Annotated in this window: 11 protein-coding genes; 3 read left to right on the top strand and 8 right to left on the bottom strand. The window is 74.3% G+C overall.

The genetic code is table 11. The features are described 5' to 3' along the window. Window positions 1–96 precede the first annotated feature (96 nt). The 5 genes from HLB15_RS08435 to HLB15_RS08455 all read right to left on the bottom strand — a co-directional run bounded on the left by HLB15_RS08435 (window position 97) and on the right by HLB15_RS08455 (window position 7,573). Complete coding sequence (locus HLB15_RS08435; protein WP_171104857.1) at window positions 97–1,158, bottom strand: acyltransferase family protein; 1,062 nt, start codon at window positions 1,156–1,158, stop codon at window positions 97–99. Beyond that, a complete protein-coding gene (locus tag HLB15_RS24765) occupies window positions 1,155–2,411 on the bottom strand; it encodes a hypothetical protein (protein ID WP_171104858.1) in 1,257 nt (418 codons plus the stop codon). Before HLB15_RS24765 ends, HLB15_RS08435 begins: the two co-directional genes overlap by 4 nt. Beyond that, window positions 2,408–5,635, bottom strand: a complete 3,228-nt coding sequence (locus tag HLB15_RS08445; protein ID WP_171104859.1) for a LamG-like jellyroll fold domain-containing protein — start codon at window positions 5,633–5,635, stop codon at window positions 2,408–2,410. Before HLB15_RS08445 ends, HLB15_RS24765 begins: the two co-directional genes overlap by 4 nt. A 203-nt stretch (window positions 5,636–5,838) precedes the next feature. Then, window positions 5,839–6,543, bottom strand: coding sequence for a hypothetical protein (locus tag HLB15_RS08450; protein ID WP_171104860.1), 705 nt, complete (start codon window positions 6,541–6,543; stop codon window positions 5,839–5,841). Window positions 6,544–6,595: 52 nt separating this feature from the next. Then, window positions 6,596–7,573, bottom strand: coding sequence for a glycosyltransferase family 2 protein (locus HLB15_RS08455; protein WP_171104861.1), 978 nt, complete (start codon window positions 7,571–7,573; stop codon window positions 6,596–6,598). Window positions 7,574–7,663: 90 nt separating this feature from the next. Between HLB15_RS08455 and HLB15_RS08460 the strand changes: the two genes are divergently transcribed. From HLB15_RS08460 to HLB15_RS08470, 3 genes are read left to right on the top strand one after another with little or no spacing between them, the layout of a single operon-like run. Further along, the gene (locus HLB15_RS08460; protein WP_171104862.1) at window positions 7,664–8,866 is read left to right on the top strand and encodes a glycosyltransferase; all 1,203 of its coding nucleotides are present in this window, start codon (window positions 7,664–7,666) and stop codon (window positions 8,864–8,866) included. Next, window positions 8,863–9,891 carry a glycosyltransferase gene (locus HLB15_RS08465; protein WP_171104863.1) on the top strand — a complete coding sequence of 343 codons (1,029 nt, stop codon included), beginning with the start codon at window positions 8,863–8,865 and terminating at the stop codon, window positions 9,889–9,891. The genes HLB15_RS08460 and HLB15_RS08465 overlap by 4 nt, the downstream gene beginning before the upstream one ends. Further along, window positions 9,888–11,231, top strand: a complete 1,344-nt coding sequence (locus tag HLB15_RS08470; protein WP_229784948.1) for a lipopolysaccharide biosynthesis protein — start codon at window positions 9,888–9,890, stop codon at window positions 11,229–11,231. The genes HLB15_RS08465 and HLB15_RS08470 overlap by 4 nt, the downstream gene beginning before the upstream one ends. A gap of 9 nt (window positions 11,232–11,240) precedes the next feature. On the opposite strand, the gene HLB15_RS08475 is transcribed toward HLB15_RS08470, so the two are convergent. The 3 genes from HLB15_RS08475 to HLB15_RS08485 are packed head-to-tail and all read right to left on the bottom strand — an operon-like array spanning window position 11,241 to window position 14,028. Beyond that, complete coding sequence (locus tag HLB15_RS08475; protein ID WP_171104864.1) at window positions 11,241–12,125, bottom strand: glycosyltransferase family 2 protein; 885 nt, start codon at window positions 12,123–12,125, stop codon at window positions 11,241–11,243. Continuing rightward, window positions 12,122–12,853 (bottom strand): CDP-alcohol phosphatidyltransferase family protein, encoded by a 732-nt coding sequence (locus HLB15_RS08480; protein ID WP_171104865.1) that lies wholly within the window; start codon window positions 12,851–12,853, stop codon window positions 12,122–12,124. Before HLB15_RS08480 ends, HLB15_RS08475 begins: the two co-directional genes overlap by 4 nt. Next, the gene (locus HLB15_RS08485) at window positions 12,850–14,028 is read right to left on the bottom strand and encodes a DUF1972 domain-containing protein (protein WP_171104866.1); all 1,179 of its coding nucleotides are present in this window, start codon (window positions 14,026–14,028) and stop codon (window positions 12,850–12,852) included. Before HLB15_RS08485 ends, HLB15_RS08480 begins: the two co-directional genes overlap by 4 nt. Between the last annotated feature and the right edge of the window lie 245 nt (window positions 14,029–14,273).

Genomic DNA, 14,273 nt, shown 5'->3' on the forward strand with positions numbered 1-14,273 from the left:
GAAAGGTGATCTTGGGGTGGCGCCGGGTGCGCCATGAGCGGCAGGCCGGCGAGCGTAGGAGCTGTCGGCGCATGCGGGCGAAGAGACCGAGGATCCCTACGGTCGGCGGTGGGCCGCGGACTCAGTAGTTCGCCGCGACGCCGTCCATGGCGGGGGCGCGTAGAGGTAGCGCAGGGGGCTCGACGCCGTCCAGCGGTGCACCAGGAGCGACAGGGCCGTGGCCACGACGGTCGCGGCCGGCACGGCGAGCAGCCCGGCCGCGTGCGGGAGCGTCGTCGAGCCGACCAGGGCGAACACCAGGGACGATCCCAGGATGATCACCGGCGTGTGACCCAGGTAGACGGGGAGGGTCGAGGTGCCCGTACGGACCAGCACGGCACTGCGCGCGAGGAAGGTGCCGAGCGCGGCGCCCGCGAGGACGCCGGCGACGCACAGCGCGAAGTAGACGCCGACCACGGAGCGCAGGCCCGCTGTCTCGACGACGGCCGCGAGCACCGCCCACCCTGCCACCGTCGCGACCCGGACGCCCCAGGGTGTGCGCGTGAACCGGAGCAGGAGAGCGCGCAGCTGCATGCCGCAGACGAAGAACACGTAGTACTTGAGCGCCCCGTTCCACCCGACGTTGCCGAGGTCGAAGCCGTCGGTCAGCGCGACGACCGACGGTGCGGCGGCGAGCAGGAGGTGCCACCCCGGGTCGACCGACCGCAGCAGCCGGGCAAGCACGCAGAACAGCGCCAGCGCCCAGATGAACCACAGCTCGAACTGCGGGCGGACGGGCGACAGGAGGAGGTCGCGCACCATCGGCCCGACGCCGAGCGGCGTGCCGCGCAGCGCGAAGCCGACCAGGTAGCACGCGGTGCCGATGCACTCCCACACCACGAAGACCCACACGTACAGCCGCAGCCGCCGGTCCCAGAGGGTCCGCCAGGACGTGCCGGCCTCGCCCCGCGCAGCCACGCGGTGCGCCAGCAGCCCCGAGATCATGAAGAAGAACGGCATGCGGACGGCGGAGAGGTAGTCGTTGACCTGCTCCCACGCGGGCACGTCGAACCACCGCGCGGCGTGGTAGACGACCACGAGGAGGACGGCGAGGCCGCGGCCCGCGTCGATCCACGTCTCGCGGCCGGGCGGAGCGGCAGGGGCGGGTGCGCCGGTCACTGGTCGGCCCTCCCCGCCGCCCCCAGGACGGGGGCCATCAGCGCGACGGCGAGGACGAGCACGGTCAGGGCGCTCTCCAGCGGCGCGAACAGCAGGTTCCACACCGACTTGACCCCGAGGAACAGGATGAGGGCCGAGGCGGCCCGCCCCGTGGTGAGGACAGCCGTGCGGACCACCAGGAACACCAGCAGCACCACGGAGAGCACGAGCCCGGGGATGCCGCACCAGGCCCACAGGTCGCCGATCACCGAGTGCAGCTCGAAGCCGCTGCCGAACATGTAGTTCTCGACGTACCCGTTGTTGGGGTCGTACCCGAGGGCGGCCATGCCCGACTTGGCGACGAGCAGGTCCGCCATCGACGGGATGCTGCCGCCGCCGAACCCGGCCGGGGCCTCGGCCATGAGCGCGAGGGTCGCGCCGATCTCGGGGCGCCCGCCGGTGATGAGCGTGCCCGACGTCGAGAGCTGCAGCTCGGTGCGCATCTGCGCGCTCTCGCCGAGCGCGCCCTCGAGGATCGCCGCCTGGACCGAGAGGTAGGTCCCGAGCGCGAGCAGCCCGAAGAGCAGCAGCGTGCGCAGCGCCGCGAGCCGCGACGACGCGGGCCTGCCCCACGACTGCCACACCACGAGCAGCGCGACCATGAGCAGGATCGCGCTGCTGGACCGCCCGCCGTTGAGCGCGGAGACGCCCGCGAGCGCGAGCGCGGCCACGACGTCGAGCCAGCGCCTGCGGAAGCGCGAGACGATCGCGAGGACCAGGACCGTGACCGGTAGGGAGAACCCGAACCGCCAGGGGTTCTCGGCGAACGTCTCGCTGGCGGGGTTGATGCCCAGCACGAGCCCGACGCCGAACGCGGCACCCACCACGGCGTTCGAGGTGCGACTGCGTGCCCAGAGGGCCGCCCCGACGCCGCAGGCGAGCGCGAGCACGACGAAGCTCGCCTCGAGCGTCCCCGCGGTGGACACACCCCGCGTGTCGGCGTGCCAGATCGTGAGCCACGCGCCCCACGCCACCGAGACGACGGCGAGAACGGTCGTCCAGGCGACCCACCGCGAGCTGCGCAGCTGGGACGCCCACAGGGGCAGCAGCACGAGGGCGAGGGCGAGCCCCGGGGTCAGTCCGAAGAAGATGTTGCGGTTGAAGCCGCTGAGGACCATGCACAGCACCGCGAGCCCGGTCGCGGCAACGCCCCAGCCCTGCCGTCCCTCGAGGGACGACAGGGCTGGGGCGACCGCGGTGCGGGGCGACGTCACGGCGTAGGCGGTCCCGCCCAGAAGTCGTCGAGCCGGACGACGTTCGCACCCGTCGTCACGTTGCCCGACAGGCTGAGCGCGTAACCCACGCCGCCGGCGTCCTGCAGCTGGGCCGTCGAGTCGGTGGCGGTGAGGCGCCACGTCGCCGGCTCGGGTGTCCCGGCCTTCCAGACCTTGCCCCGGACGGTGGTCGGCGAGGTGCCGGTCACCTGGAACCGGACCGCCAGCTTCTCACCCGGTCCGACGCTCAGGTCCGCGATGTTCGCGGCGGCGAGCGTCGTCTCCGAGGACTGGAGCGCGACGAGCTGGAGCTGGACGGCCCCGGTCGCCTTGACCCAGACCTTCGCGCGGTACTCGCTGGAGAACCCGCCGGTGCGGCCGGTCAGCGAGACGAAGGTGCCGCTGCCGTCGGAGATCTCGTCGAGCGAGAGCGTCCCGCTGACCTCGACGTCGGCCGCCGAGACGTCCGCGAGCTGCGCCTTGCGGTTCGCGCCCGGCGTCGAGAGGTCCATGGCGCCCTCACCGCCGGCCACGGAGTAGCCGGACGCTGCCCCGTACAGGGTCCAGGCCCCGCCCTTCGTGGCCGAGCCCCAGCCCGAGGACACCGTGCGGTCGAAGGTGTCGACCGCGAACTCGGCGGGTTCCGTCGCCTCGACCTCGACCGTGTCCTGCGCCGTGACGCCCTCGCTGTCCTCCACGGTGAGGGTCACCGTGTAGGTGCCGGGGGCGGCGTAGGTGTGGGTCGCCTGGGCGCCGGTCGCCGTCTCGCCGTCGCCGAAGTCCCAGGTGTAGGACGCGATCGGGCCATCAGGGTCGGACGAGCCACGCCCGTCGACCTGCACGACGAGATCCTCGACGGTCGCGGTCGCCTCGGCGACCGGCGGCCGGTTCGGGCGGCCCTGGAGCCCCACGGTCCGGTGGTCGAGCACCGCGGCGGCGGACAGCGCCGTCGGGTAGACCGCGACGTCGTCGATCGTGCCGGAGAACCGGTCGCCCAGCCCGAGCAGCGGGCGGTTGGGCCAGTTGGCCAGCGTGTCGGCGCCGATCCGCCAGTAGCCGGTGATGGCCTGGCCGCGGGTGGTGGCGGCGCGCTGGTCGACCAGGGCGCCGTCGACGTACAGCTTCATGCCGTCCGGACCGAGCGTGCCCACCACGTGGTGCCACGCGTTGTTGTCGACCCGGCCCGGCGAGCGCAGGGCGCGCCGCGTGCCGTCGTTGACGCCGAAGCTGATCCGGCCGCCCGAGTCGACGTAGAGGATCCGGTCCGTCTGGCTGGACGTGCCGGTCGAGCTGTTGCTGTTGCCGAACCCGACGATGCGGCCCGTGCCGTTGCCCTTGATCCACGCCTCGACGGTGAACGTGTCGGGGCCCTGGATCCGCTGCGGCGACACCAGCCGGCTGCCCGCGGAGTTCTGGAACGTCGCCGCGCCGTTCGAGTCACCGGCGATCGCACCGGCCGCGCCGAGACGGACCGCCGACGGGACCGCGAGGTCCGCACCGTTCGCCCAGTCGAACGAGGTGCCGGAGCCCTGGGGCTCCCCGAGGCGCCAGTAGTTGAGCGCGCCGTCGTCGAGCACGGTGTTGGCGTACGGGCTGGCCGGGGCGTTCGAGACGGTCACGGTGACCCACTCGGACTTCTTCACGTTGCCCGAGGGGTCGGTGACCGTCAGCCGGTACTGGTGCTGCGAGCCCGCCTGCAGGCCCGTGTCCTGGGCGCTCCGCGTGACGGGAGCCCAGAACTTCGTCGCGATCGTGTCCTCGTAGACCGGCGCCTGCGCCTCGGAGTCGCGGTAGATCCGGTAGGTCAGCGCCTCGTCGTCGCGGTCCCACGTGGTCGAGAAGCTGAGCCGGACCGCGCCGGCCGCGACCGAGCGCGCGGTCGGGTTGAGCGCAGCCCCGGAGTCGACCGGTCCCTGGTTGTTCGGCGCGGCCGAGCGCTTGGCGTACCGGACGATGCCTTGCTGAACAGCTCCGTTCACCCTAGGGAACTCGCCGCCGTAGAGGACGTAGTCGTCGTTGCCCGTCACGCTCCAGACGGCCTGGTTCTTGCCGGTGTAGGTGCCGACGTCGGTCTGCGGGTACCAGGTAAGCAGCTCGGGCCGCGGCGTACCCGGGTGGTCCGGGTAGCCGTAGATGTCGCGCGTGTTGGTACCGCGCACCTCGTTGATCCACGCGGTCGAGTGGTAATGCGACCAGGGCTCCGTCTGCGGGAACCCGCCGCTGTTGCCGCAGTAGTGCTTGTGGCTGGCGGTGTAGACGACGTCGCCCAGCGGGACGACGTCGTAGGTGTCGCCGTGGCAGTCCTCGAGCCAGACGAGCTGGCCGTCGGCCCAGCTCACCCGGAAGGTGCCCTCGGTGGTGCCACCCCGGCCGAAGTGCCAGCCGACGCCGTACCAGCCCTCCTCGCCGTCGCTGGCGAGGCGCATGATGCTGGAGTTGTCACCGGCGTTGCGGATGCGGGAGTTGACCGGCAGCGGCTTGCTGGCGCCGGTCGCGGCGTCCAGCCACGCCAGGCCGTACCCGTTCGCGGTGTTGGAGTTCACCGAGGTGAACGTGCCGGAGATGACCACGGACTGCTCGTCCGGCGACACGACGATCGACTGCACCTGCCGGTCGTCGACGACGGGCTTGAACCCCGTGAGCGCCACGCCGTTCGACGCGTTCATGGCCGCGACGCGGTAGCGCGTGTTGCCGTTCACCGCCGAGAAGTACCCGCCGGCGTAGACGGTCGTGTTCGTGGCGGCGACGGCCTTCGTGTTGCCGTTCATGGTGGGCGCGAACGACGTGTTCAGCGAGCCGCTCGGTAGGTTGAAGGCCGCGATGCGGCTCCGGGTGGCGCCGTCGACCGTGGTGAAGCCACCGACGACGTACAGGCGCGTCCCGTCGGGCGACACCGCCATGTCGGTGACGTTGCCGTTGAGCGTGTGGTTGAACGACGTGTCGAGCACGCCCGTGTTCAGGTCGTACGCCAGGAGGTGCGTGCGGGGCACCTGGTTGGTGCCGGGGGCCGCGCCGGCCGGGCGCGCGTTCTGGAACTCACCGCCGACGTACACCTTGTTGCCGACGATGACCTGCTTCCAGACCACGCCGTCGACCTGGACGGTCGGCAGGGCGTCGGCGGACACGGTGGCCGGGTCGGTGACCTCGGCCGTGGCCACGGGGGCCTGTTCGAGGGCGGCAGACGCCGTCGGCGCCGTCACCAGCGACGTGACGACGAGCGTCATGCTCGCCAGGACGGCTGATATCCGCCGACCGGGCACGGGGAGAGGAGACACGAGGACCTCACTGGGGAGAGAGCTGCTGAGAAGCCGGCCGGGCCGAGGGGCCGGGCGGTGTGGACCTGCGAAGACCGTTGTCCGTCACGCTAATAGCGGACACGACGGTCAGCCCTCGCAAACCGGGGTGAATGGCGGGTGATCTCGCGGCGTCAGGCGCCGGTGAAGATGATGACGGGCGAACCGATTCCCGGATCGACCTCGAGCTCGACGCGGTCCTGCTGGTCGGCCGGCACCGTGAAGACGAACGCGCCACGGGCGGTCCTGCCGTCGGCGGTCTCGGCCTCGAACGCCTTGCCACCGGGCTTGAGCAGCTGGTTCGCGGGCGTGCGGTCGGCGCCGTAGTAGGCGTTCACCACGATGGTGCGCAGGTCCAGCGTCTCGCCGGTGCCGTTGGTGACGTCGATCGTGAACCGGAGGGCGGGCCCGCCGACCTCGCCGGGGAGGTTCGCCTCCCCCTCGACCTTCTCGACCTCGGCGACCGCGACGGTGACGCCGGGCTGCGGCGTGGCCTCGGCGTCGAAGGGCCGCGGTTCGAGCGTCTCGCGGGCCGCGGGCTCGTTCCCGCCCTCCTTGCCGCCCTCGCCGCCGGAGTCACCGCCACCCTGCTCCGCGTCGGCACCCTCGTCGGCTCCGTCGTCGTCCGACCCTCCGTCGCTCGTGCCGTCGTCCGTCCCGCCCTCCGGCGCGTCACCGGTGGGCGACACCGTCGCGGACGGCGACGCCGACGCGCCCGCCGCCACCGGGTCGACGCCGCCCCGGAGCGCGAACGCGGCCACGACGGCGGCCACCACCACGAGGACGAGGGCGAGGCCGAGCACCAGGCGGCGCCGGGTGAGAGGGAACGATGCGGGCATGTCCGGGAGCGTAATCCCGCGCACGGCCGCTGACGCCGCCGAACGCCGGAGTTCACCCCTGCCGGGCGTAGGGCAGCAGCACCCGCCCGGTGACGGCGAGCAGCTCGCCCCGCGACCGCGCGAGCGTCCGACGCCCCCTGGCGTCACCGCCGACGTCGGACCGCACGGCCGCGAGCGCCACCTGCCCGGCGCCGAGCACGCCGCGCGCCAAGCCGGCAGCGAGGGTGCGGGCACGCACGCGGGCGCGAGCGAGCCGATCGGGCGCGAGCAGGAGCGCCACGCGGGCCGAGGAGTTGGCCAGCCCGGCGGTCCGCGCCAGGAGGTAGTCGCGGGTGAGCCGGTCGGCGGGCACCACGTCGGAGACGACGGCCTCGGCACACCAGACGATGCGCCCGCCGGCGGCGGTGAGCGCGCTGGTGAAGTGCGTGTCCTCGCCGCCGGAGAGCCCGAGGGCCGGGTCGAACGCGAGGCCGGCGCGGCGGACGGCTCGCAGGTCGAGCAGCAGGTTGTTGGTGGCTGCCGTGCGGACGACGGTTCCGGTGGCGAGGCCGGCCCGGTGGGTGCGGTCGTAGAAGCCGCCCGCGCGCACCCAGGGGTCGGGCTCGACCTCGTAGCTCGAGGTGACGGGACCGGTGACGGCGTGCGCGCCGGTCTCCCGGTAGGTCGTCCAGAGCGCGCGGAGCCAGCCCTGACCGGGCACCTCGTCGTCGTCGACGAAGACGAGCAGGTCGTGGTCGGCCCCCGCACGCAGCGCGCGGTTGCGGGCGGCGGCGATGCCGGGCTCCGGCTCGACGACGGTCGTGACCGGCCAGTCCTGCCCGGCCGCGGGCCGCACGTCGTCCACGGCGCGGGCGCCCGTGCCCGCCGGGTCGTTGTCCACGACGAGCACGCTCGCCGTGACGCCCGGGCCACCCCGCCGCGCGAGGTCCGCCACCTGCTCGACGAGCAGCGGCACGAGGGCCGCGACGCGGTCAGGGCGACGGTAGGTCAGCACGGCGACCACCAGCCGTTCCCGCTCACCTGTGCCCACGACAATCACCCTTCCGACCGCCCCATGACGGCGGATCCGGCAGTTACCGTAGCGTGGCCAGACCCCAGATCCCCCGGAGAGACGAGACCCGTGCAGCAGGTTCACCCGCGCGTCCTGGTCAGCGCCTACGCGTGCGGTCCGGGCGACGAGCCGGAGGCCGCCGCGGGGTGGGCGTTCGCCCGGGCCGCTGCCCGCACCCACCGGGTCCACGTCGTCACGCGGCGCCGGTTCGAGCCGGCCGTCACCGCCGCGCTGGCGGCCGAGCCGGAGCTCGCACGGACGCTGACGGTCGAGTACCTGGACCTGTCGGACCGGGTGCTCGCGCTCAAGCGGCGGGGCTGGGACGTGTACTGGTACTACGCGCTGTGGCAGCGGGCGCTCGCACGCCGGGCGGCTGCCCTGCACGCGGCAGAACCGTTCGACCTGGGCCACCACGTGACCTTCGCGAACGACTGGCTGCCCTGCGGCCTGGCTCGGGTGCCCGGCCTGCCGGTCGTCTGGGGCCCGGTCGGCGGGGCGAGCGTCGTTCCGCTGCGCCTGGTGCGCTGGCTCGGGGTCCGCGGCACCGTGACGGAGCTCCTGCGCGGGCTCCTCACCGCGCCGCTGCGTGCCCTGTGGGGTGACGCCGCGGCCCGCCGGGCGGCCGTCGTCGTGGCGCAGAACGAGGACGTGGCGCACCGCTTCCGCCGTGCCCGCCGTGTCGTCGTCGAGGCGAACGCCGCGCTCGACGACGACCTGCCGGCACAGGCCCGGCCCGTGGCCACGGGCCGGCGGCCTCGGCGGGCGGTGTTCGTCGGCCGGCTCCTGGCCTGGAAGGGCGGGCGGCTCGCGGTCGAGGCCCTGTCCCGGACGGCCGGCTGGGAGCTGCACGTCTACGGCACCGGCTACGAGCGCGCGGCGCTCGACCGCCTCGCCCGACGGCGCGGTGTGCAGGACAGGATCGTGTTCCACGGGCACCGGCCGCGCGCCGAGGTGCTCGAGGCGATCGCGGGCAGCGACGCGATGCTCTTCCCGTCGATGCACGACCAGGCGGGGTGGGTCGCCGCCGAGGCGAGCGCGCTCGGGCGCCCCGTGGTGTGCCTGCCGCTCGGCGGTGTCCCCCTGCTGGCCGGGCCCAACGCCCGTACCGCCGGCCTCGCCGGTGACGTCGCGGGCAACCTCGCGGCCCGGCTCGAGGAGGTCGCGGACCGCCCGGGCACGCCGTCGGACCGCTGGTCTTGCTCGCGGCTGCCCGGCGTGGTCGAGGACCTGTACCGCACGGCTCTCGGCGCGACGACGGAGGTGGCCGCATGACCACCCTCCGCGTCCTCACCTCGCACCGCGAGCCCCGCGCGACCACCAACCCGTACATCACGATGCTCACGTCGGCGCTGCGCCGCACGCCCGGCGTCGAGGTGGTCACCTTCACCGGCCGCGCCGCGCTCCTGGGCCGGTACGACGTGGTGCACCTGCACTGGCCCGAGACGATCACCGGCCTCGGCGGCCGTCGACTGGCGGGCCGCGTCGTCCGCTGGCTGCTCGCCGCACTGCTGCTGCTCCGGCTCACGGTCACGCGCACCCCCGTGGTCCGTACGGTGCACAACGTGGGCCTGCCCGCCGACGCCGGCCCGGCGCAGCGGCTCCTGCTGCGCTGGTTCGACCGGCTGACCACCCACCGCATCGTGCTCAACGACCGCACCGAGTGCCCCGGCCCGGTGACGACCATCCCCCACGGCCACTACCGCGACTGGTACACCGGTCCCCGGTCGGCGACCGTGCCCGGCCGGTTCCAGTACGTCGGCCTGGTCCGCCGGTACAAGGGCGTCGAGGGGCTCGTCGAGGCGTTCCGCGCCGTGCCGGACGCGGACGTGTCCCTCGAGGTCGCGGGCGCCGCGTCGACGCCGGAGCTGGCCGCCACGATCACCGGCCTGGCGGACGGCGACCCGCGCGTCACCCTCCGCTTCGCCTTCCTGTCCGACGACGAGCTCGTCTCGGCGATCACCGCGGCGGAGCTCGTGGTGCTCCCCTACCGGTTCATGCACAACTCCGGGACGGTGCTCGCGGCCCTCTCGCTGGACCGGCCCGTGCTCGTGCCCGACACCCCGGTCAACGCGGACCTCGCGGCGGAGGTCGGCCCCGGCTGGATCCACACGTTCACCGACGACCTGACGGCCGACGACCTCACCCGGGCCCTCGACGCGGCCCGCGCCCCACGCGCCGCGTCGCCGGACCTGGGCGCGCGCGAGTGGGACGACGCGGGCCAGGCGCACCTCGACGTGTACCGCGCCGCACTGGCGCGCACCCGGCCCGCCGGCCGTACCGCCGAGGTCCCCGCGTGACCGACACCCGCACCACGACGAGCCGCGGTGCCCCTTGGCGCGCGGTCGGCAGCAGCGCCGTCGTGCAGGTCGTGGTCACCGGGCTGTCCGGCCTGCTCGGCATGGTGACGGCACGGCTCGTCATCGAGCAGGCCGGTGTGGCGCAGTACGCGCAGTACGGCCTGCTGTCGACCCTGCCGTCGCTCATCCCGTTCGCCGACCTCGGCATGGCCGCCGTGGTGGTCAACGCGGTCGCCGGCTCGGCGCGCGCGAACGACGACCCCGCGGTGCGCCGGACGCTCACCAGCGCCTTCCGGATCCTCGTGTGCTCGGGCCTCACGATCGTCGCCGTCGGTGTGCTGCTCGGCGCGCTGGGCTGGTGGCCGGCCCTGCTCGGCCCCGGCCTGCTCGAGGGCGGCGCGCTCACGGCCACCGTGTGCGTCGTGGTGCTCGGGGTCGCGCTGCCGTGCGGCGTCGGCGCGCGCATCCTGGTCGGCCTGGGCCGCAACCCGCTGCAGACCGCCCTCACGGGTCTCACGGCGCCGCTCGTCATGGCCGGCGTGCTCGTGGTCCTCGCGGTGGGCGACTCCTCGTTCCTCGCGCTGGCGACCTACCTGGCGTCCGCGGTCGTCGGGGTGGTCCTGCTCGTCACCGCGGCGCGCCTGCTGAGGCCGCAGGTGGGCGCCGCCCTGCGCGACGTGCCGCGGGTCCGCGCGGTGCCCGGTGTGCGGGTGTTCCACCTCGCGTGGCCGATGCTCGTGCAGATGATCTCCCTGCCGGTCGCCATGCAGACCGGGCGGATCCTGCTCAGCCACCAGGGCACCGGCCTCGACCTCGCGCGGTACAACCTCGCCGCGCAGCTCTTCGGCGTCGTCCTCGCCGCCGTCGCGACCTCCGGGCTGGCCCTGTGGCCGCACTTCGCGCGCGCCCGGAGCGAGTCGGTCAAGGCGTCGCCGTTCCGCGCGTCCCTGGTGTTCACCGGCGCGGGGGTCGCGCTGTCGCTCATGCTCGCGGCGCTGCTGCCCGTCGTCGTGCCCCTGGTGACGGACGGCGAGTTCGGGCTCGGGCTGCCGCTCGTCGCGGCGTTCGTCGTGTTCACCGTGGTGCAGGCGGCCAAGTACCCCGTCGGCATGTACATGACCGACGCGGCGGGACTGCGCGCCCAGGTGCTGCCGGTCGTGCTCATGGTGCCGCTCAACCTGGCGCTGACCTGGTGGCTCATCCCGCACCTCGGCGCGGCGGGTCCCGTGTGGGCGACGGCGGCCTCCGTGCTCGTGTGCCAGGTGGTCCCGAACGCGCTGTGGGTGCGGCGCCGGCTGCGGCAGCCCGCACCGGATGCCGAGGCGACCCCGGCGGGCTGACCGCCACCCTCAGCGCGCCAGCGCCTCCACCACACCCCGCGCCACCCCGCGCCACGGCGCCACGCCCTCGACGAACTGCCTGCGCCCGCCACGCAGCGCCACCGCGCGCGCCGCGCGGGGCAGCGTCCGCCGCCAGCGCCGCAGGTCGGCCGGGCCGAGGTTCTTGCGGGCGAACAGCATCCGGTTGCGGATGTCGTAGCGGTAGTACGTCTCGCTCTTGGCGCGGCCGCGCGACTCCTGCGTGCCGCCCTCGTCGTGCACCACGTGCGCGTCCTCGACCACGTCGAGCCGCGCCCCGAGCCGCTGCGCGCGCCACGAGAGGTCGACGTCCTCCCAGTACAGGAAGTACTCCTCGTCGAAGCCGCCGAGCGCGGTCCACAGCTGGGCGCCGAGCGCGAGGCAGGCGCCGCTGAGCCACGGCACGTCGTCGGGGTCCCTGCGGCGGCCGCTCATCGTGCCGTCGCGCGGGCTGAGGTAGGTCAGGCCGCGCGAGTACACGCCGCCGTCGGGGCGCAGGATCCGTGGCGCGACGAGCACGGGGTCCGGCGCGCGGGCGGCGGCGGCGAGCGCCGCGAGCCCGTCGGGGTCGGTCCACGCGTCGGGGTTGAGGAAGACGAGCACGCGGGCGCCCGCCGCGGTCGCGTGGGCCGCGCCGAGGTTGGACCCGCCGCCGAACCCGGTGTTGGTGCCGGGGGTGAGCAGGTCCCACCCGTGCTCGGCGGCCAGCCGGGTCACGGCTTCGCGTTCCGCGGGCCCGCTGAAGCTGTCGACGACGACGACGTGCACGCCGCTGTCGCCGACCGTGCGGGGCAGGTTGGCCGCGAGCAGCCCCGACGACCCGTAGCTGACGACGACGAGCGCGACGTCGGCGAGCGGACCGGCCGACCGGTTCACAGCGCGCGCACCTCACGGAACCACTTGGCGAGCGCCAGGGCGAGGAACGCCGTGGTGCACGCGGTGATCGCCGTGTACACGCCGAGGAAGACGGTGGGGGCGCCGAGCAGGAGGAACGTCCAGCACAGCACGCCGTAGTCGGTGGGCAGCACGAGCACGGACCGCAGCCAGGGGGCGCGGCCGCCGGTGGGCGCGACGGACTGCACGCCGTGGGCGCGCCGGAGCTGCTCCGTGAGGATCATCGCGAAGAACAGCACGCTGCTGGTCACCGCGGACACGACGGGCACGAGCAGCCAGACGGGCGGGACGACGTCGTGCAGCGCGAACCCGACGCCGAGCGCGAGCGGCAGCGTGACGACCTTGACGGCGTCGACGACGTGGTCGAGCCACTCGCCGGCGGGGCTGCCGGTGCCGGTGAGCCGGGCGACCTGCCCGTCGGCCGAGTCCCACGCGTAGCCGAGCACGAGCAGGGCCGCGACGGCGGCGCCCTGTCCCCAGGAGGGCGGCAGCGCGACGAGCAGCGCGATACCGCTGAAGGTGAACAGCGCGCTCACGCCGGTGACGGCGTTCGGCGTCAGCCCCGCCCGGTACGCGGCGGCGGCGAGGTAGCGGCCGATGCGCCGGTTGACGAACCGCGAGTAGGCGGGTGCGCCCCGGGCGGCGCCCTTCTGCGCCGTGCCGAGGCGGGCGAGCACGTCGCCGTAGGACTCCCGGACGTCGGTGCTCATCGGGCCCACTGCTCCGCACCCAGGCGGCGCGCGAACCGCTTCGGTCCCGGCGTGCGCCGTGCGGCCAGGTCGCGGGCGAGCCGCTCGTAGCCGTCGGCGACGTCGTCCCAGTCGTAGGCCCTGGCGCGCTCGGCGAGCGCCTTGCCCCGCAGCTCGCAGGCCTCGGGGTCCTGCTCCGCCTCGTGCACGCGGGCGCCGACGTCGGCGGCCGAGCCGAAGTACCGCCCGTGGGTGCCGAGCACCTCGCGGTTGAAGCCGACGTCGTAGGCGATCGTCGCCGTCCCGCCGCCGATGGCGCGCAGCAGCGACGGGTTGGTGCCGCCCACGGAGTGTCCGTGCAGGTAGGTGAGGGCGCCGGCGTAGAGCTGGTCGAGCAGCTCCTGGTCCCAGACGCCGCCGAGCAGGCGCACGCGCGGGTCGCCGGCGGCGAGCGACTCGATGCGGCGCGTGTGCTCGTGCGCGTAGGGCGCCGAGCCGACGACGACGAGCGGGAGCGTCGCGTCGCTGCCGACGTAGCCGTCGACGATCACGTCGACGTGGTTCTCCGGCTCGAACCGCGCGACCACGAGGTGGTAGCCGCCGGGCTCGAGGTCGAGCTCGGCGAGGCGGTCGTGCCCGGCGCCCGTGAGCACCGGCGCGCCGTACGCGATGAGGCGGCTCTCGGCGGCGTACTCGTCGCGGTAGTAGTCGGCGATGCCCTGCGCGTCGGCGATCAGCGCGTCCGAGAGCCGCACCGCGGCCGTCTCGGCGGCCCGGTAGTACCGCTGCCCGGTCGGTCCCCACTTGGCGCGCCGCCACTCGAGCCCGTCGACGTGCGTGGCCACGGGGATCCGCGCGGCGCGGACGGCGGGCAGCAGGGGCGCGTTGGCGGCGTTGAACACGAACGCGACGTCGGTGCGGTGGCGCACCAGGTGGGCGACCGAGAGCGCGGTGTGGCTGAGCGTCTCCAGCGAGCGCCGGCGCATCGCCGGGAGGGTCACGAGCTCCATGCCGCGGTAGGTCGCGGGGGCCGGCTGGTCCTGCGCTTCGGGGGCCGTGCGGCAGTAGACGCGCACGGCGTGCCCGCGGTCCGCCAGGCGTGCCCCGATCTCCTCGACGGCGGTCTCGAACCCGCCGTACCGGGCGGGGACGCCGCGGGTTCCGACCATGGCGACGCGCAGGGATTCCGGAGGCATGGCAGGGAGCGTAGGTCGCGCCGACCGCCGTGGAACACCCGATCCGTGGGTGAAGATGGCATTTAACCCGCTCGCCACCTTCACCCGGTTATGGGGGAATTCACGCCGTCGTGGGGTCCTTTAGCCCGCTCTTTCGCCCGCCGGGCGCCGCACCGGCCCCGAGCAGGACGGTGCGCAGGTCGGCGCGGTAGCGCGCGGCGCCGAACCGCTCCTCGGCGTCGCGGCGGCCCGCCTCCGCGAGCGCC

The sequence above is a fragment of the Promicromonospora citrea genome, from assembly GCF_013004695.1.
Classification (GTDB): Bacteria; Actinomycetota; Actinomycetes; order Actinomycetales; family Cellulomonadaceae; genus Promicromonospora; species Promicromonospora citrea.

Coding starts and splice junctions, on each gene's coding strand:
- HLB15_RS08445 (WP_171104859.1), bottom strand. CDS start 5,635: ATGACGCTCGTCGTCACGTCGCTGGTGACGGCGCCGACGGCGTCTGCC.
- HLB15_RS08480 (WP_171104865.1), bottom strand. CDS start 12,853: ATGAGCACCGACGTCCGGGAGTCCTACGGCGACGTGCTCGCCCGCCTC.
- HLB15_RS08485 (WP_171104866.1), bottom strand. CDS start 14,028: ATGCCTCCGGAATCCCTGCGCGTCGCCATGGTCGGAACCCGCGGCGTC.
- HLB15_RS08465 (WP_171104863.1), top strand. CDS start 8,863: ATGACCACCCTCCGCGTCCTCACCTCGCACCGCGAGCCCCGCGCGACC.
- HLB15_RS08450 (WP_171104860.1), bottom strand. CDS start 6,543: ATGCCCGCATCGTTCCCTCTCACCCGGCGCCGCCTGGTGCTCGGCCTC.